At 49.6% G+C, this 18,012-nt stretch carries 13 protein-coding genes and 2 riboswitches; of the genes, 1 reads left to right on the top strand and 12 read right to left on the bottom strand.

Features of this window, described 5'->3' with window-relative positions:
- Positions 1-40: 40 nt before the first annotated feature.
- The 11 genes from F608_RS35355 to F608_RS0125505 all read right to left on the bottom strand — a co-directional run bounded on the left by F608_RS35355 (position 41) and on the right by F608_RS0125505 (position 15,101).
- Positions 41-2,050 carry an adenosylcobinamide amidohydrolase gene (locus F608_RS35355; protein ID WP_022668590.1) on the bottom strand — a complete coding sequence of 670 codons (2,010 nt, stop codon included), beginning with the start codon at positions 2,048-2,050 and terminating at the stop codon, positions 41-43.
- Positions 2,051-2,118: 68 nt separating this feature from the next.
- Positions 2,119-4,065, bottom strand: a complete 1,947-nt coding sequence (locus F608_RS33360; protein ID WP_022668589.1) for a TonB-dependent receptor plug domain-containing protein — start codon at positions 4,063-4,065, stop codon at positions 2,119-2,121.
- A gap of 173 nt (positions 4,066-4,238) precedes the next feature.
- A riboswitch (cobalamin riboswitch) is annotated at positions 4,239-4,420 on the bottom strand.
- Between the two features lie 352 nt (positions 4,421-4,772).
- Positions 4,773-6,722, bottom strand: a complete 1,950-nt coding sequence (locus F608_RS0125545) for a TonB-dependent receptor plug domain-containing protein (protein WP_244154360.1) — start codon at positions 6,720-6,722, stop codon at positions 4,773-4,775.
- 209 nt (positions 6,723-6,931) lie between these two features.
- Positions 6,932-7,111: riboswitch (cobalamin riboswitch) on the bottom strand.
- Between the two features lie 97 nt (positions 7,112-7,208).
- Complete coding sequence (locus F608_RS0125540; protein ID WP_022668586.1) at positions 7,209-7,922, bottom strand: ABC transporter ATP-binding protein; 714 nt, start codon at positions 7,920-7,922, stop codon at positions 7,209-7,211.
- On the bottom strand, positions 7,922-8,695 hold the full coding sequence (locus F608_RS0125535; RefSeq protein ID WP_022668585.1) for an ABC transporter ATP-binding protein: 774 nt from the start codon (positions 8,693-8,695) through the stop codon (positions 7,922-7,924). Before F608_RS0125535 ends, F608_RS0125540 begins: the two co-directional genes overlap by 1 nt.
- A 1-nt stretch (position 8,696) precedes the next feature.
- The gene (locus F608_RS0125530; RefSeq protein ID WP_022668583.1) at positions 8,697-9,971 is read right to left on the bottom strand and encodes a branched-chain amino acid ABC transporter permease; all 1,275 of its coding nucleotides are present in this window, start codon (positions 9,969-9,971) and stop codon (positions 8,697-8,699) included.
- 57 nt (positions 9,972-10,028) lie between these two features.
- Positions 10,029-10,964, bottom strand: a complete 936-nt coding sequence (locus tag F608_RS0125525; RefSeq protein WP_022668582.1) for a branched-chain amino acid ABC transporter permease — start codon at positions 10,962-10,964, stop codon at positions 10,029-10,031.
- A 168-nt stretch (positions 10,965-11,132) separates the two neighbouring features.
- The gene (locus F608_RS0125520) at positions 11,133-12,308 is read right to left on the bottom strand and encodes an ABC transporter substrate-binding protein (protein WP_022668581.1); all 1,176 of its coding nucleotides are present in this window, start codon (positions 12,306-12,308) and stop codon (positions 11,133-11,135) included.
- Positions 12,309-12,569: 261 nt separating this feature from the next.
- Positions 12,570-13,613, bottom strand: a complete 1,044-nt coding sequence (locus F608_RS0125515; RefSeq protein ID WP_244154338.1) for a sigma-54 interaction domain-containing protein — start codon at positions 13,611-13,613, stop codon at positions 12,570-12,572.
- 48 nt (positions 13,614-13,661) lie between these two features.
- Positions 13,662-14,051: a response regulator gene (locus F608_RS0125510; protein ID WP_022668579.1), complete on the bottom strand. Its 390-nt coding sequence runs from the start codon at positions 14,049-14,051 to the stop codon at positions 13,662-13,664.
- A gap of 108 nt (positions 14,052-14,159) precedes the next feature.
- Positions 14,160-15,101 (bottom strand): calcium/sodium antiporter, encoded by a 942-nt coding sequence (locus F608_RS0125505; protein ID WP_022668578.1) that lies wholly within the window; start codon positions 15,099-15,101, stop codon positions 14,160-14,162.
- Positions 15,102-15,234: 133 nt separating this feature from the next.
- Between F608_RS0125505 and F608_RS0125500 the strand changes: the two genes are divergently transcribed.
- Entirely contained in the window at positions 15,235-16,242 is a 1,008-nt protein-coding gene (locus tag F608_RS0125500; protein ID WP_022668577.1) for a 3-oxoacyl-ACP synthase III family protein, read from the top strand.
- 17 nt (positions 16,243-16,259) lie between these two features.
- Here F608_RS0125500 and pgi read toward each other — a convergent pair whose 3' ends face one another.
- Positions 16,260-17,882, bottom strand: coding sequence for a glucose-6-phosphate isomerase (pgi, locus tag F608_RS0125495; protein WP_022668576.1), 1,623 nt, complete (start codon positions 17,880-17,882; stop codon positions 16,260-16,262).
- Positions 17,883-18,012: the final 130 nt, after the last annotated feature.

Genomic DNA, 18,012 nt, shown 5'->3' with positions numbered 1-18,012 from the left:
ATTGAAGGCTGCCTGTTGCATAGGTTGGATGGTTCCATTATCAGTTTCCTTTCATGGCTTCGATCCCGGCAATCAAAGCTCCCATGGCTTTTGCCACAGTGGGTTGAATCCTTTTGCCCGTGCATGGGGAAGGCAGAATCACCCTGCCGCAGATGCGTGCCGTCGCCTGGGAGCAGGTGTCATCCCAGAATTCATCGGTTTTGATCAGGTTTTTGTCACGTGCATCTGAAACAGCCAGGGCTGATTCCATAAAAGCTGCGTAATAGGGCATGGACAAAAGGGATTCGAGTTCTGAAACCAATTGTCGTTTTTCCATGGAAAACTCAAACCGGTCGACAAGGGCCTCCAAGCTTAACCGCCGGTCGGAAAGCCTCTGGAAGATGTCCCGGCCCGTCCTTATGCCGTTTTGTTTTAAAATGGCCCCGGTTACAGCCTCATGAACCGCCCGGGCTGTAAGTTCGGCCAGTTTGCTGTGGCCGCCTGCAAGTTTTACCAAGAGGCCTTTCCCCTGGATCACCAGGATATTGTCGGTGCCGGTGCCGGTGGCCCGGTTCTGCCAGGGAGTGTAGCTGCTCCTGATATCAAGATCGGTCAATGCAGCGGTTTTGGCCTCGGTTACCGTGATCAGAGAACGGGCCATGGCCTGGCCAGATAGACGGCGGTTGGTTCCTAAAATGATGTTGATGGTTCCGTGGGGGAAATAATATCCTTTGTCTTTTGACATGCGCATGGCATTGCCTTTAACCCCGGCAGTGGCAAAAACTGTGACCGAAAGATCCTTGAACTGTTTTTCCACCACACACAGATTTTCCATGTCCGCCCCGGTCATGAGGGTAGCGAATTTCCCGGCGGCAAATCCAAGGTTTCTTTCCAGGGTTGTCAGAACCTTTCCCACACCGTTTCTCATGTGCCCCAGGCTGGCGGCCATGGGGATAAAAGAGTTGCCGCATCCATCCACATTCTCACGCATCCCCTGGAACGTTGACAGAACATTCAATGGTTCGGTAAACCGGATCACAAGGGATTTGTATTCCGAATCGGCCAGGCGATGGATTACTACTTTTGCGGCATCAACATAGTCCAGGCTGACCTCCACCGGCTCTTGAGAAAGCAGGAAATCTTCTGTAACCGCCTTTCCCGGGTCCGCAAAAATGTCGGGATAAAGCACGGCAGACAGCCATTGGACAAAATCTCCGGTACGGGTGGAAACCCTGCAGGTCATCTCACAGGGAAACATGTGAATCCTGCCCTTTTTTACCGCATCCACATTTTTAAAGGCTTCGGTTTTGAGCAGGCTACGGACCTTGTCGGCATTGTCGCTGCAGCCGTATATGACTTGGGGATTGAATTCTTGCCAGGCCTTTGGATCAACACTTACGGCAAACCCTTTTTTCCCCCATAGGGGAACAATTCCACCGGCTGCCGCTATCATTTCATTTTGAAAGGAATCATCCCCCGGACTGCTTAAAACATTGCCAGCCATGACCCGGACCACCCGTATTTTTTCCAGGTCTTTTTCCCGGGCAAGCCGTTGTTTCACCATGGACAGCTGGGTCTTTATGCGAGCAAGGATTTCAGCGGCTTTTGCCTCGCATTCAAAAAGCCGGCCCAGATCCAGCATCTGGTCAAAGGCCTGGCCCATGGTATCTTCATGCATGGTCAGTACGGGCAGGTTTTTGCCCAATAAAGCCGAAACCTTCTTTGCCCGGCCGGCAGGGCAGATCACAAGATCCGGGTCAAGGACGGCAATGGCATCGAGGTCGGGGTTGAAATAGCTTCCCAGGTTCTTTTTTTTCAAGGCCGGATGGGATATGAGATCCTGCCTCGTCAAGGCTAGGATCCGGTCTTTCCGGCCGAAGTCGACCAGCATCTGGGTGATATATGGTGCAAGGCAGACCACCCGGGCCGGTGTCCGGGAAAAGACATGCACTTTTCCGGATGCATCCGTAACTTCTATTGAACCTTTTTGTGAGACCCGGGCATCATGGCCGTTGCACAAAACAGGCATAAAACAGGCTATGAAGAAAACCAGGATGGTTGTTTTTTTCATTTTAAACCGTATGGTTGTCATTCTGAATGCAGGCCGTCAATGGGCCTGCATTCAGAATTGTTCTCAGGTTAATAGGTGTACTTTACACCTAGATAAAAAGTTCTGCCCGGAGATGGATACCCCTGAACCAGAGCATAGTCCTCATCAAACAGGTTGACGATTTCTCCTTTCAGCGCGACTTCACCATATTTTTCAAAAGAAAACAGCCGTTTTGAGATTGACCAGTCCGCCACATCGACAGGGTTCAATTGAGTGCCGTCACTCATATCCTGCTCTCCGTAATGGGTAAAATTCAGGCGGCTGCTCAACCCGATCTCCCGGTTACTGACGCTCAACCCGTAAGAGGCACTCCAGTCAGGAGTCTGTGTAAGATTTTCCCCTGTGGAATCGTCTGTGTATTCGTCAAAAATGGTAAAAGAGCCGTAAGGTTCAACTTTGAAAGCCCAATTAAACCGATCTGAGATGTTGTACTTGATACTGCCCTCAAAGCCTGAAATAGTTGCCCCTTCGATATTTTTATACTGGGTGACCCCGCCACCTATGGACTCATAGGAGATCTTGTCTTTAAACTCGGTGTAAAAATAAGTCAGGCTGGCACTCAGACTGTTTTCCGCATAGTCAATCCCGATTTCGTAGGTTCTGCTGTTTTCAGGGTCCAGATCTTCGTTTCCGGACCAGATTCCCCAGCCAAAAGCACTGTAATCCGTATAGGAAAACAATTGGTCGGCCGTAGGCATACGAAACGCATCCGCAATATTGCCCCGGATACTCAGGCTCTCGGAAAATTTATAGACCGTTCCAAAGCTCCAAGAAAGGTTGCTTTCGTTCTTGGTCTTGCCGCTTGTACTTTCAATTTCATATTTGTCATACCGCCCGCCCAGGGACAGGATCAGCCGTTCCTCCATCAGGCGAGTTTTGGTGAGAATAAAAAAAGCCGGGTTGTCAAAAGTGTTTTCCTTTCCCGGACCATTGGAGGACTCAATTCCATAATCAACCCAGTCCAGTCCGCCGGTCACATCAATCAGATCCCATCTGGCAGTGATCTGGGCTTGAAGGCCCTGATTTTTGGTGTCTCGGGTGTAGTTTTTACTTGGGCTGCTGGGATAGGTTATATAATACTCATCCTTGCCGGAAAAATAACGCAATTTCCATAGCAGAAAATCGTCCTGGGTCTGACCGTCATAGTAAATGTCAAAGGACTCCAGGGCATGGTCCACATAGTCTTCCGTATTAACGGACTCAAGCTTGCCTGGGCTTCCGATCTGATTGCCATCATGACTGGAAAAAGAAAAACCGATCCGGTTTTTCGGCGAAAAAGTGATTCCTGCGTCAAAATCGATATTTTCCTTTGAATCATACCCGGTATTATCGTATTTTATGCCGTCTCCGGTCTTAAAATCACCTTTGGACGATTTCGATGCACTCACGGAATAATCAAACCAATTCACCCCGCCGGCAAAATCCATAGCCCCTTCTGCATAATCCCAGCTACCCATGGTGGCTTCCACGGATGCGGTGAATCCTTCCCAGCCCTTTTGGGTGATAATATTAATTACCCCGCCCATGGCTGCTGCACCGTACTGGACAGATCCCGGCCCCCGGATGATTTCAATGCGCTCCACATTGTTCATGGTGATTTTGGCAATGTTACCGGTACCGGCCCTGCGGCCGTTGATCAGAATAAGCACATTGCTTGCTAGATCGTTTCCATGGGTATCGGTACTGAGCCCGCGAATCCCCACGGAAATGGTGGAGTTGGGATATTCGTTGATGTAAAAGCCCTCCTTGAGCAGCAAGTCACTTAAATCCTGGATGGAGGACTGTTCAATATCTTCTGAGGTATAAACCGTGATATTGGTGGTGACGTCCTGCTTTTTTTCTTCAATCCTGCCGGAAGTGACAACGGTTTCTTCCAACTGGTTTACGGACTGATCCTGGGATGATGAGTCAGCCCATCCGGAAAGAGGCAGCAGTAAAATAAGTAAAATTAACATGGTGAAACCAGGCTTTTTCATTTTTTCTCCTTTTATCGGAAAGAGCAGTCTCCCATGATCGGGCGATTCCAATCACTCTTCCACGCAGTCCTGTTGTCCGGGATGATTAAATAAAAAACCCCGGACCATTTTAATGATCTGGGGTGCCCTGGTTTTCCTCAGATGTGCGCCTTCCCTATTCCACGGGGAACGGCAGTATCAGACCCATTCAGGCAGGTTTTCTGACTTTCGGTTCATCCTAGTAGCCGCGCCTTCCCAGCATTTGCCAGTGGCTGTGTTGCGGCGTTCGTCCCGATTACAGCGGCGGGCCCGTCCCTGAATTACACAGGGTTCCCTATTATGCCTTTGGATAGGCACCTGAATCTGCTCTTGGTTATTTAAAAATTAAAACAAGATGTCAAGTACTTTTTTGCTATATACTTGAGAAAAAACCCTATAGTTCAAGATATGAACCGGATAAAATCAGCCGGTTTTTCCAAGATCTGACTGATGACCCTGATGCTGGTAGCAAGGGGTCACTCTAAGGTAGTGAATCAGGGCATCGGTGATATGGAGGGCGTGGCAAAAATCTTCTGTGACCATATCGCCGATGCCCTGGATGTGATCCCTTTATAATTAATTTAACCCAGTGAAACCCTGATCCTGGGGCCAGGGTTTTTAATCGATGAATCAATCCCGGTTAAGGCAACAAATATCCCGGCCGGAAAGACCAGGATATTTTCATCCGCCTAAAAAGAATACTTCATTGAGGCAAAAAAAGATCGTCCGGCACCACGATATGGAGACAAGGTACCCACCCCTGATGAATCATAAAAAGTTTGGACGTAGGTATCATAATTTTCATCCAGCAGATTGTTCACCTGGCAGGAGAAGGTCCAATTGTCACTCAAACGCTGGTTTGCCTTAATGTCAATGGTATAGTAAGATGACAGGGTTTGTGCCGGAGTGCTGTCTGTATCCAAAGTGTAAATTGCCGGTCTTTTACTTGTGTAGCGATATACTGCGGTAATATCCAAACCGCAATCAAACCATCTCGTCACAGCTGCTTTGAAAAAATCGTCCGGTGTATACCGGGCCTGCCTTTTGGCACCTCCCTCTTTCTCTTCAGTTGCGTCCGTTTTTGTATAGCTTAGTGAAAGGTCGGTATTGTAAAAAGGTCCAAATTTAAGACCTGCTTCAATGCCGGACGCTTCGTATTTTGATAAATTTTCAGGTGTATAAAAATAACTTGCATCAGGGACCCATTCAATTTTATCGTCTATATCCCACTTAAAATAAGTAAGACTGGCAAAAATTTTATTATCCAACAGACTCTGTTCAATGCCGATATCGGAATGCATTCCTGTTTCCGGTTTCAAGCCTGAATTTCCCTGGGTTCCCGAACCCCAACCCCAGTCTTCATAGGGCCAGAACAGGTCATTGGGTGTGGGAGCTTTAAAATGTTTTCCAGTATTAAATTTTATTACCGTAGAATCTGTTGGATTCAAGACAAGTCCAAAACGGGGCAGAGTTTCCGATCCGAATACGGAATGATCCTCCTGGCGGATTCCCAATGTTCCCTTCAGATATTTTATGGGCCTGTAGTGAAGTTCTGCATACAATCCTGTGGAATGAAGGCTGTTTTTACCTGTCAAGGTGGATGCGACATTCCCGTACCCGTCCAATGTTTCACTTTGGCTTTCCCAATCATACTCCTTATACTGAAATCCTACCAACAATGTACCGTTGTCCAAGGGATGGATGTCCAGATTGCCTTCCATCCCAATTACTTCATTGGTTACAATGCTGTGGGATCCGGGCAGGTTTCCCGGAGAAAATGAATCATAATAACGCGAAATATTATCACTTTCCATATCTGTAAAATCAGCCTGAAGATTTATCCCGATCCACTCTAACGGATCCGCCTCGATTTTAAAGATCAGATGTGTATCCTGCTCTTCGGCACGGCTCAGTAGGTTTGCAGACTCACTGTTATAAAAAGGAATCCCGTTGACTGAAAAAGATGGTGTGCCATCCGGAGGTACCGGTCCGGGATTTCCGTTTTCCTTGTCAACTATGTCTCCGTAAAGGCTGATTTGAAAATCGTTTTCATTTTTATAGATACATTTAAAGGAACCGTTTTTTTGTTCCGCATCTGCATTGTCCCGGAACCCGTCCGTTCCAAATAAATCGGCGGTGATGTAATATCCGAAATGATCATTTAAAAACAACCCGTTTTCAGCACTGACCTGGTAGGTGTCTTCCGTGCCGTATCCCGCACTGACCGCAAGATCCGTCTGCCCTTCCTTTGGGCTTTTGGTGATAATATTGACAATTCCGCCCATGGCCCCGGATCCGTATAAGACAGAGCCTGATCCTTTAACTACTTCGATACGTTCGATATTGGTGATGGAGAGTTTGCCGATATTGGAGGTTCCAAGTGATGGCGAGTTCACAGTAAGGCCGTTAATAAGAACCTGTGTTCCATCTCCTCCCATTCCCCGGATATGGAGCTCCTGGCCCGCACCTCCAAAATCTCCCCGGGTTCTCCAGTCAATCCCCAATTCACCTCCTATCAGGTCTCCTATTCCCTGGGCAGGGGAATCCTCAAGATCCAGATCATCTATCACCAAAGTGCTATTGGATATATCCTTTCTTGATTCTTCGGTTTTGGTGGCACTGACAATGACTTCGTCCATTTCAACTATACTGCGGTTTGATTCTTCGGAATAGCTCATGCCCGGATGCAGCAATACAACAGCAATACAAAAACGGAGTAGATTTTTAATCATGTCTTTCTCCCCTTATTGTCCGGGAGAATGAAAAACCCCGGACCATTTGTTGAAGAATGATCTGGGGTGCCCTGTTTTCCTCAGATATGCGCCTTCCCTAGTCCACGTGGGACGGCAGTATCAGACCGCTTCAGGCAGGTTTTCTGACTTTCGGTTCATCCTAGTAACCGCGCCTTCCCAGCTTTTACGCCAGTGGCTTTGTTGCGGCGTTCGTCCCGATTACAGCGGCGGGCCCATCCCTGAATTCCACAGGGTTCCCTATTATGCCTTTCGGCACCTGAATCTGATATTTGTTATTTAAAAATCAAAACAGGATGTCAAGCTATTTTTACTATACCCCAGGACTTTTTTGCTATAATTCAGGATTTCTTTGCTGGAATCCCGGTATTTAGGTTAGGCTCCCAGATAGGCCTTTTTGACCTGGGGATCGTCCAATAGCTGTTCGGCCGGACCTTCCAGGACCAGGGAGCCGTTTTCGATCACATACCCCCTCTGGGCGAATTTCAAGGCAAGTCTTGCGTTCTGCTCCACCAGGAGGATGGTGGTTCCCTGTTTGTTGATCTCCTTAAGGGCCTTGAACATGTCGAGCATGAGCAAGGGGGCAAGCCCCATGGAAGGTTCGTCCAGAAGCATGATCTTGTGGCCGGACATATAGGCCCGGCCCACGGCCAGCATCTGCTGCTCTCCACCGGACAGGGTCCCGGCCAGCTGGTCTTTTCTTTCCTCCAGCCGTGTAAAGAGGTCAAATACCCATTTTTTGTCTTTTTCGATCTGGCCCCTGTCCTTTCTGGCAAAGCAGGCCAGGTCCAGATTCTCCGTGACCGTCAGGTTGCCGAAGATCCGTCTTCCTTCGGGTACATGGGAGATGCCGAGCTTGGAAACCACCTTATCGGCACTGTATTTGAGGATATTTTCATTGTTGAACTCAAGCACGGATCCGGATTCTGAAGGCACCATCCTGGAAATGGCCCGTAACGTGGTGCTTTTCCCGGCCCCGTTGGCGCCGATGATGGTCAGGATTTCACCCTGGTCAACGGTGAAGCTGATCCCGTGCAGGGCCTTGATATTGCCGTAGGATACTTTTAAATTTTCGACTTTAAGCTGCATCAGGTCAGGTCCTCCTTTCCGAGATAGGCTTCAATCACTTCCGGGTTGTTCTGGATTTCTTCCGGCGGTCCCTCGGCAATGACCTCCCCGAACACCAGGGTCTGAATATGCTGGCACAGATCCATGACAAATTTCATGCGGTGTTCAATAAGGAAAATGGCGACCTTAAAGTCCTGGTGGACCTGTTGGATAATTTTGATCATCCGGACCAGTTCGTCCGGGGTCATGCCGGCCGTGGGCTCATCCAGGAAAAGGATCTTGGGTTTGGTGGCCATGGCCCGGGCCATCTCCACCCGTCTCTGGGCCCCGTAGGGCAGGTTGGTCACCAGCTGGTCGGCATGCTGCTTGATGTCGAAAAGTTCCAGGAGCCGGAATGCGTTTTCTTCCACCTGGGCTTCCTGGCGGCGGCAGGCCCGGGTGTTGAAAAAAGAGCCGAACAGACCGTAGGAAAGCTGGGAATAGTGGGCCATTTTAATATGGTCCAGCACGCTCATGTGGCGCCAGAGGGCAAGGTTCTGAAAGGTCCGGCCAAGGCCTTTGGCTGCAATTTCATTGGTTTCAAGGCCTTTGATGTTCTTACCCTCCAGGGAGATCTCCCCTTCGGTGGGGGTATAGACCCCGGTGATTAAATTAAAAATCGTGGTCTTCCCGGCCCCGTTGGGTCCGATGAGGCCGGTAATCTGCCGGGGTGCGATGTCAAGGTTATAGTTGTGGACAGCGCGCAACCCTCCGAAATAATGGGTCATCTTATCTACTTTCAGCAATGTCGACATCTTATACTCCTTGTTCGCGTTTGTTTTTGGCCCGGAGAAGTTTTCCGGCATCAATCTCCTTGAAAGAGATCAGGCCGTAGGGTCTGAAGATCATGACAAAGATAAGAATCAAGGGGATGATGATCCACTTGAACAATTCCAGGGGGCGCAGGGCCTCTCCCAGAACGTTGATGCTCACGGCGCCAACAATGGATCCCACAATGGAGTTGAGTCCCCCGAAATAGACCATGGCCAGGATCTCGGCCAGACGGTTGATGCTGAACATGCCCGGGTTGATATAGGCCAGGACATGGGCGAATAGTCCGCCTGCGACTCCAGCCCAGAAGGCCCCGAACATAAAGGCGCTCATCTTGGTTTTCCGGGTCTTGATTGTCATGGATTCGGCTGCGGCCTCGTCGTCCCGGACCGTGTTCAGGGCCTTGCCCAGGATGGAGCTGACAAAATTGTGCACGATCCAGATACAGAGCAGGGTCCAGCAGAAGATCACGGGCAGGGGAGCGTAATCGGGCTGACCGCCCATGCCCCTGGCCCCGCCCAGGACCTGAAGATTTTCCACTGCGGATTTCACGATGAACATGAATGCAAGGGAGATGATGGCCAGATAATCTCCCCGGGTTCGGAAAGAGGGAATGGCAACGGCCAGGGACCCCAGGGCGGCGGCGGCACCTCCGGCCAGAAGGGCCAGGGGAAAAAGCCAGGGGCCCAGGGCAGGGGGCAGGAGCGCAGCCCCGAAGATTTTATCATTGGTAAAGAGCAGCAGGGTGAAGATGGAGGAAACATAGGCCCCCAAAGCCATGAATCCGGGGTGGGAACAGGAAAACTCCCCCTGGTATCCGTTGATCACGTTGATGCTTACGGTGAGAATGATGGAGATCATGGTCAGCTTGATGATCAGGACCCTGTAGTCGTTGATACCGGCCCAAAGATGGAGAATGGCATAAAAAGCGGCCAGATGGATCACGGCGGACAGCCAGAGGGGAAGGCGTTCCAGGCCGGCAGCCAGAGAATTGGTAAAAAACGTGCTGAGCCTGGAAACCACCAGGATCGGTATCACATATACGATCAGATCATACCCGATGGCGCCGGGTATCATCAAGGGTTCCTTAAGCATGATCAGGGCGCCGAACAGCACGGGTATCTTGGGCAGCCCCAGGTAGTATGAGATATAATCGTATCCCCAGTAATACTCAATCAGTACGGCGGCCAGAAACCCCAGAAACCATCCCAGCACGGGCACTGTTGAAAACATATTTTTAAATTTTCTTGCGAATTCCATTCATCTTTCCTGTAAATAAAGTCTAAAGCCAAAAGTCTAATGGACAAAGCAGTTAGGTTATAACCTGAGTTTGGTGCTGTGCTCCATTCCGAAAAATCCCCTGGGTCTGAAGGTCAGGATCACCAGGATTATGGAATAGGCAATCAGGTCCCGTAAGGTTGACGGGAAAATCGTGGCCACGAAGATCTCGATGAATCCCAAAAGATAGCCGGCCAGGGCAGCTCCCTTGATGGAACCCCGGCCTCCGAGAATGGCCGCCACAAAGGCTTTCCATCCGATAATAACCCCCATGTAGGGATCCAGAATGGGATAGGCCTGACCGTAGAGTATGCCGGCGACGGAAGCAAGACCGGCTCCAACGGCAAAGGTCAAAGGCGCGATGATATTGATGGAGACCCCCATGAGGGGGACGGCAAGAAAGTCATAGGACATGGCCCTCATGGCCATTCCCCATTTGGTTTTCTGAATAAAGGCGTGCAGGGCGAGCATGAGGAGAAAGGAAAGGATGATGATCATGGCCTTGACATTGGTAAAGTAGATGCCGCCGATTTTATAGGTAACGGATTCCATAAGGGGAGGGAAGCTCAAGCGTTTGGCCCCCAGCAGAATGAGAATCCCGGTTTCAAAAATAATACCGATCATCAGACCCGTAATGGCGGCTGAGGCGCGCGGGGCGGCACGCAGGGGCCGGTATCCGGCCACCTCCACAAAGACCCCGATCCAGGAGGCCAGGAACATGGTCACCACCACGGTGGAGATAAAGATCAGGGGGGCAGGCAAAAAGCCTGCGAACATGGCCAGAAAAAGAGTGGCAATCCCGAAGCCGATGTAAGTGCCCACCATGAAGATATCGCCGTGGGCAAAGTTAAAGAGCATGAGTACCCCGTATACCATGGAGTACCCAATAGAGATCACCGCATAAAAACTGCCCCGCTGGAGGGCATTGATCAGGTTTTGTAGAATATATTGAAATAATTCTATCAAAGGTTCCATTCACCAACTCCTGTTGAAAAGCAAGAAAAGCGAGAGCAGCCATCAGCGAGAACAGCATTTTGCATTCGCTTTTCAATATATTTATGGTCTAGGACCATATAGGTTAATAAGGAATGACTGCTGTGCCCGGGGCACAGCAGTCATCTATTAAAAAGTTAGGTATTCTCTTTAGGGGCAACTGGATTTATAGAATTCGTAATCCCCCTGGTCGTTGATCTTGACAATCACGGCGCATTTAATGGGATCCCCTTCTTCGGTGAAGGTCATATTGCCGGTGATGCCGGAAAAGTTCTTGATTTTGGCCAGGGCATCACGGACGGCGGTTCTGTCTTTTTCGATCCGGCCGGTGATTTTTCCGGTATCCTGAATGGCCTGCTGGGCCAGGCGCAGGGCATCCCAGGTCAGTGCGGCCACGTCGTCGGGGATGTAACCGTAGGTTTTATTGTACCGGTCAATAAATTCCTTGGTGGCGCCTTTGGCTCCGGCTGCTGCATAATGAGAGGAAAAGAACAGGCCATAACAGGCCTCTCCGCACAGTTCAACGGTCTCTGCAGATCCCCAGGAATCAGACCCTACGATGGGGCCTTTCCATCCAAGGTTTTTGGCCTGGCTGACGATCAGAGGCACCTCATTGTAGTACTGGGGAGTAAACAGGACTTCGGCTCCGGATTTAACGATCTTGGTCAACTGGGAAGAGAAATCCGTATCCTTGGTGGTAAAACTTTCAAAGGCGACCACTGATCCGGCCCCATGTTTTTTCTCCCAGGCTTCCTTGAACACTTCGGCCAGGCCCTTGGGATAGTCCGAGGCTACGTCGTAGAGGACGGCTGCCTTGGTAAATCCGAACTCATCGGTGATAAAGTTGGCCACAACCGGTCCCTGGAAGGGATCCAGAAAACATCCCCGGAAAACATAGGGGCGGTCCAGGGTGGTGTTGGGGTTGGTGGACCAGGGGCTGATCATGACGGTCTTGTACTTGTTGGCCACTTCACCGGCCGGAACCGCCTGCTTGGAAGACTGGGGGCCGATAATGGCCAGAACGTCATCCTGGGAAATCATCTTTGTATTGGCTTTTACAGCGGATTCAGCCTTGGATTCATTGTCTTCGATGATCAGTTCCACTTCGTATTTTTTCCCGCCCACTTCCAGGCCGCCTGCCTTTTCAATGTCCTCAAGCCACATCATGGCCGCATATTTACTGCCTTCTCCTACCTTGGGGATATCCCCGGTCAGGGGCGCGTTGATGCCGATCTTGATAATGGTTTTCCTGGCGCTGAAGGCAAGGGGTGAAAACAGCATGGTCACGACAAAGGCTGCAAGGGTGAAATAAACAAGTTTTCTCATGGGTCCTCCTCTAAGATAATAAAAATAATTTTTCTGAATCCCCATATTTCTTATTGAGGAAATCCAAAATCATTGGCCGTTTAATTTCATTAAACCTAAATATTTTTCCAATCACACGAAAAAGATCCCTGTGATGCAATCAATGTTTGCGGGAAATATAAGTTTTATCTATATGTAAAAAAAAAGGGGAAGTAAACCCAAATTTTCAGTCAGATCGTAAATTTAAGAACTCGAAAAAGAGAGAATAAAACAGACGGCTTGTTATTTTACAGGGGGAGAGACCTTGAATTCGTTCATCTTGTACAGCAGGGTCTTATAGCTGATTTTTAAAATCTTGGAAGCCTTGGACCGGTTCCACCCGACTTTTTCCAGAACAAAGGTAATCACTTCTCTCTCAACCCTGTCAGAGGCCAGTTTTTTGATCTTCTTCAATGAGATGTCTTCAAATAACTTCTCCGAACTGGTGGACAGGTCCACAAACTGGGAGATGATGGATACACGCTCGTCGCTTAATTCTTCATGGACATTAATTTCAGACGCTTCATTCCGGGGCCGGGATGAAGGAACCTCGGGGATCAGTTCGGGGGGATGATCCTGGGGCAGTTCCTGGAATATCTTTTTCCAGGAGTTCATGACCATCTGTTTTTTGATGCAGTTTTGAAGCTGCCGTACGTTTCCGGGCCAGGGATATTCACAGAGCTTGGCCAGGGTGTCCGGGTCGGGCTTGGACCCCTGGCTGTCCGGGTACTCGGATTTATATATCCTGAAGTAATATTCAATCAGGGGGGGGATATCCTCTTTCCGCTCACGAAGGGGGGGGATGTCAATCTTAATGATATTGAGACGGTAGAAAAGATCTTCCCTGAATTGTTTTCGTTTCATGCTTTTTTCTAGATCGTGGTTGGTTGCGGCGATGACCCATACATCGGTTTTAAAATCCTGGTCCGATCCCAGGGGAGAGAACTCACCGCTCTGCAGGACATGAAGCATCTTTGACTGAAGTGCCAGGGGCATATCACCGATTTCGTCCAGGAAAAGAACCCCTTTGTCAGCGGTCTGGAACTTGCCCGGCCTTTTTCTGTGGGCACCGGTAAAGGCTCCTTTTTCGTATCCGTAAAGTTCGCTTTCCAAAAGGGTTTCCGGCAATGCCGCACAATTTATCTTTACAAAATTTTTGGAAGACCTTGTGGATTCCGCATATAGATTCTGAGCAACCACCTCTTTTCCTACCCCTGTCTCGCCCGTGATCAAAACATTCAGGCAGGTATGGGCTACATGGTTAATCAATTCCTTGATTTTCAACATTGACTTGCTTACGCCGATTAAGGGTGTACTCATAATTTTGTCGTAGATTTATTTTTCTGGGTTATCTTTGGTTAAGAGGGCGGAAACCTTTTCTTCAATTTTAAAAAGATCTATGGGTTTAAACAGGACCAGATCCGCTTCTGCTTCGGATGCAAGTGCTCCGGGCTGATCTCCGTAACCTGTCATGGCGATGATTTTGATATGGGGATACTCCTTTTTTACGATGGAGATTAATCCCACCCCACTGATGTTCGGCATGACAAGATCCGTTATCAGGCAGTGAAAAATATGGGATTTATCTTTCAGGATCTTAAGGGCTGCAAACCCGTCCACGGCGGTTTTCACTTCATATCCCATTGAATTGAAAAATTCATAAAAGGTGGACAGGATGTCTTCGTTGTCATCGACTATTAAAAGTCGTAAAGGGTTTTCTGCCATTTTTTTTTACCTTAAGAGTGCAAGGGAATCTTGTATAATGGTTAGTGCATATAATAGATCCGCAATGGTTTGCAAGAGAAAAAAAGAAAAAAAGAGTAGATTTTTATCTTATCTAAAGTAGGACACGACAATATAGATGAAAAATAAGGCGATAAACAGGGTTCCTGTTTTTTTATTCACCCCCCGGCCCAGAAAAGCCACACTGCCTAACAGGACAGTGATGAAGAGCATGAAGGGGAACTGAAAAGAGTGAAGTTCCGGATTAATGGCCATGGGATTGAACATCCCCACAGTTCCCATGACCAGGCAGATATTAAAGAGATTGGATCCCACCACATTCCCCACGGAGATATCACTTTCATTCCTGGCCGCGGCAACGGCGGAAGTGGCAAGTTCAGGCAAAGAGGTTCCCAGGGCAACCACTGAAATACCGATAAAGGTTTGGGACAGCCCGATTTTATTGGCAATGACAATGGCTTCAGTGACAACAAAATCCGCCCCGACCCCAAGCATGATGATCCCCAGAACGATGTAGATGCCGTTTTTCAGGATCTTTTTGCCGGACCGGACAGGGGAGGGGGTATCCGGACAGCCCTTGTTGTTGTCCTTTGCGGTCAGGATGCCGTAAACCAGAAACACCAGAAGCAGGAGCAAAAGGATAATCCCGTCGGTCCGCCCCAGATCTGAATCCAGGCAGAGAATCCAGAACACCAGGGAAACAAGGATCATATAGGGAATTTCAATCCTGGCCACCTGTTTTTTCACGGAGACCGGCTTAAGCAGGGCGGAAATCCCAAGGACAAGGGTGATATTGATGACATTGGAACCGATGATATTGCCGATGGATATTCCCCCGGACCCTTTTATGGCCGCCACCAGGCTGACCAGAAGCTCCGGGGCGGATGTGGCAAGGGAGACAATGGTTAATCCAACGATAACCGGGCGGATAGCAAACATGATGGCGGTGGAGGCTGCCCCTTCCACGAGAACAGTGGAGCCGATATAAAGCAGGGCAAGGCCTGCGGCCAGAATCAATAATTGAATGAGCACGGGTAGCTTTCTTTGGATATGGGTTCGGATGCTAAGGTTCTTGCCTTAACACAAAATTAATATTATAAGGCGTGAATAATAAATCACTGGAATGAATTTATCAAGGCAGATAATTAAAACAAGGAAGCCACCAATGAAACAGAGCATGATAAAAGGAACCGGCATGTTTGTTCCTCCCAATATAGTCACCAATCAGGATCTTGAAGAGATAATGGATACCTCGGATGAATGGATCCGCCAGAGAACCGGTATCCGGCAGCGGCATTGGATTACCGAAGAGTGCGGTTCTTCGGATCTCGGATATGAGGCCGCCCAAAAAGCCCTGGATATGGCCGGATGGACTCCCGAGGATCTTGATTTTATTATTTTTGCCACATTGAGCCCGGACATCATGTTTCCGGGGTCTGGCTGCCTCATGGCGGCGCGCCTGGGTCTCAACTCCACGCCGGTTCTCGATATCCGTCAGCAGTGCACCGGATTTCTCTACGGCCTTGCAACGGCGGATGCCTATATCAAATCCGGACTGGCCAAAAAAATTCTTCTTGTGGGCGGAGAGGTTCACTCTTCCGGGCTTGACAAATCCACCCGGGGCAGGGACGTGACCGTCATCTTCGGTGACGGAGCCGCTGCCGTATGTCTGGAAGGAATCGAGACCGATGAAAAGGTGGGGCTGCTGGCATCCGCACTCCATGCGGACGGGCATTTTGCCTCTTCCCTCATGACCGAACTGCCGGCCTCTAGGCTTGTCGACCGCTTCCCCAAGGAACTCAGCCTTGACGATCCCCGGTACTATCCGGTCATGGACGGCCCTGCCATTTTCAAAAAAGCCGTCAGAATGCTGCCCAAGGTGACCAATGAAGCCCTTACGACCGCAGGCATCACCCTGGACCAGATTGACCTGATCATTCCCCACCAGGCCAACAAAAGGATCAACCAGGCTTTTGGTCAATTCCTCAAGGTCCCTGAAGACAAGGTCTTTCATAATATTGAAAACTACGGAAATACAACGGCGGCAAGCATTCCCCTTGCCCTGCACGAGGCCATGGAACAGGGCCGGATCGGGACTTCCGGTCAGATCGTTTTATTTGCCGGTCTCGGCGCCGGCCTGACCTGGGGGGCGTCCATCTATAAGTTCTTCTGAATAATTTAAGAGAGACCCTATAGCTTACCTTTAAAAAGAGTGGTCAGATAAAATTCTTCGGCCCTTCCCATGTGATCAAAACCGTGGGAAGGGTCGTTGTTTTTTGATTGGATCTCGGTTCGGATGGAGGTTGCCAGGGTTTTTCCCAGCTCCACGCCGAACTGGTCAAAGGGATTGATCCCAAGGATAAATCCTTCCAGAACCGTTCTTGCCTCATAGAAGGACAGGAGTGTGCCAATGCTCCGGGCGGACAAATCATTGATCAGAATCACCGACGAGGGCCGGTTACCCGGAAAAAATTTTTCAGGCCGTTCGTCTTCCTTGCCAAGGGCCAGGGCCGTGGTCTGGGCAATCATATTGGCCCAGAGTTCCTGGTGGTTGGATACCCCCTTTGAAAGAGCGGCCCTGCCCGTAAACCCCGGAGTGACCACACCGATGAAATCAATGGGAAAGGCCGGACCCTGGTGGGCCAGCTGGAAAAAAGAGTGCTGGGCATTGGTTCCGGGTTCTCCGAATATGATGCATCCCCCGGGCTGATTCAAAAATTGCCCCTCTTCCGTCACCATTTTTCCCAGGCTTTCCATATAGAGTTGCTGAACATGGGGGGCCAGCCTGGATAGACCGCTGGAATAGGGGATGACGGCCTGGGCCGGATACCCGAGGCAGAAGATGTTCCAGATGCTGATCAGGGCGGCGGTTAAGGGGATGTTCTCTTCCGGCGCTTTTCTTTGGGCATGAAGATCCATTAAATGGCATCCTTGAAGAAAGTCCTCAAACACTCCAAAGCCGAAGGCCAGGCTCAAAGGCAGTCCGCCCACGGCGGAACTGACGGAATATCTGCCGCCGATGAAATCAAACATGTGAAAACTGTCCAGGATGGCTGCGGACGGATCATCGCCGGGACTTGCTTTTGCCGTAATCGTGACCAGATGGCCGGATACATTCAGATCATGGTCTTTAAGAAAGGTTTGAACCTGTTCCAGGTTGGCCATGGTCTCGGTGGTGGTGTAGGATTTGGAAATAACGATCCAGAGGCAGGTTTCAGGGTCGATCTCTTTGGTAATGGTGCCAAAATTATCAATGTCCACATTGGAGAGAAATGAGAGTCTGATTTTGGGATCATGAACGGTTTTTAACGCCTCATATACAAACTCACACCCCAGATAGGACCCTCCGATCCCAACGATCACGGCATGGGTAAAGGGTTTGCCTGTGGAGCCCTTTATCCTGCCTGCATGAAGGGAGGATGAAAAATCCTGAATCTCCTGATTCACCCGGGCCATTTCCCCAAGTACATCCACCTCTTTTGTCCGCAGTTCTTTGCGGCTAAACTCCCGGGCACCGGTATGGAGGGCGGCCCGTTGTTCGGTTTTATTCACCAGGCTTCCCAGGGTCATTTGAGAAAAGGTCTCCAGGGCCCGGGTCTTTTCTGCAAGAGCATGGAGGGAGGCCAGACTCTCCCCATCAATCCGCTGCCGTGAAAAATCAAAAAACATGGAATCCGCGCCCAGGCTGAACCTCTGAAACCGGTCCGGTTCCCGGATCAGATTTTTCAGGTGGTATTCACTTTGACTGAATTTTTCCGCCTGAAGACTGAGAGCTTTGAATTCGTCAAGTTCATGCATGGTTGCCCGGCTCATCTTTGTTCTCCTATAAAAGGGTATGAAATCCATCAAGATGGTCCCTAGGATAGTAAACCTGGCCCCCCGGGTCAAGCCGGGAAACTTAAAAATCCTTGACAGGGCAGGCAGAAGAAATCTAATAGTGAAG

Source organism: Desulfospira joergensenii DSM 10085 (assembly GCF_000420085.1).
GTDB classification, from domain to species: Bacteria; Desulfobacterota; Desulfobacteria; order Desulfobacterales; family Desulfobacteraceae; genus Desulfospira; species Desulfospira joergensenii.
Note: the sequence above shows the minus strand (reverse complement) of the source record. Positions and strands in the feature narration are given on the sequence as shown.

Excerpts from the sequence above, each read along its gene's own strand:
- F608_RS35355 (WP_022668590.1), bottom strand. The coding sequence starts at position 2,050 with ATGAAAAAAACAACCATCCTGGTTTTCTTCATAGCCTGTTTTATGCCT.
- F608_RS33360 (WP_022668589.1), bottom strand. The coding sequence starts at position 4,065 with ATGAAAAAGCCTGGTTTCACCATGTTAATTTTACTTATTTTACTGCTG.
- F608_RS0125545 (WP_244154360.1), bottom strand. The coding sequence starts at position 6,722 with ATGGACGAAGTCATTGTCAGTGCCACCAAAACCGAAGAATCAAGAAAG.
- F608_RS0125540 (WP_022668586.1), bottom strand. The coding sequence starts at position 7,922 with ATGCAGCTTAAAGTCGAAAATTTAAAAGTATCCTACGGCAATATCAAG.
- F608_RS0125535 (WP_022668585.1), bottom strand. The coding sequence starts at position 8,695 with ATGTCGACATTGCTGAAAGTAGATAAGATGACCCATTATTTCGGAGGG.
- F608_RS0125530 (WP_022668583.1), bottom strand. The coding sequence starts at position 9,971 with ATGGAATTCGCAAGAAAATTTAAAAATATGTTTTCAACAGTGCCCGTG.
- F608_RS0125525 (WP_022668582.1), bottom strand. The coding sequence starts at position 10,964 with ATGGAACCTTTGATAGAATTATTTCAATATATTCTACAAAACCTGATC.
- F608_RS0125520 (WP_022668581.1), bottom strand. The coding sequence starts at position 12,308 with ATGAGAAAACTTGTTTATTTCACCCTTGCAGCCTTTGTCGTGACCATG.
- F608_RS0125515 (WP_244154338.1), bottom strand. The coding sequence starts at position 13,613 with ATGTTGAAAATCAAGGAATTGATTAACCATGTAGCCCATACCTGCCTG.
- F608_RS0125510 (WP_022668579.1), bottom strand. The coding sequence starts at position 14,051 with ATGGCAGAAAACCCTTTACGACTTTTAATAGTCGATGACAACGAAGAC.
- F608_RS0125500 (WP_022668577.1), top strand. The coding sequence starts at position 15,235 with ATGAAACAGAGCATGATAAAAGGAACCGGCATGTTTGTTCCTCCCAAT.
- pgi (WP_022668576.1), bottom strand. The coding sequence starts at position 17,882 with ATGAGCCGGGCAACCATGCATGAACTTGACGAATTCAAAGCTCTCAGT.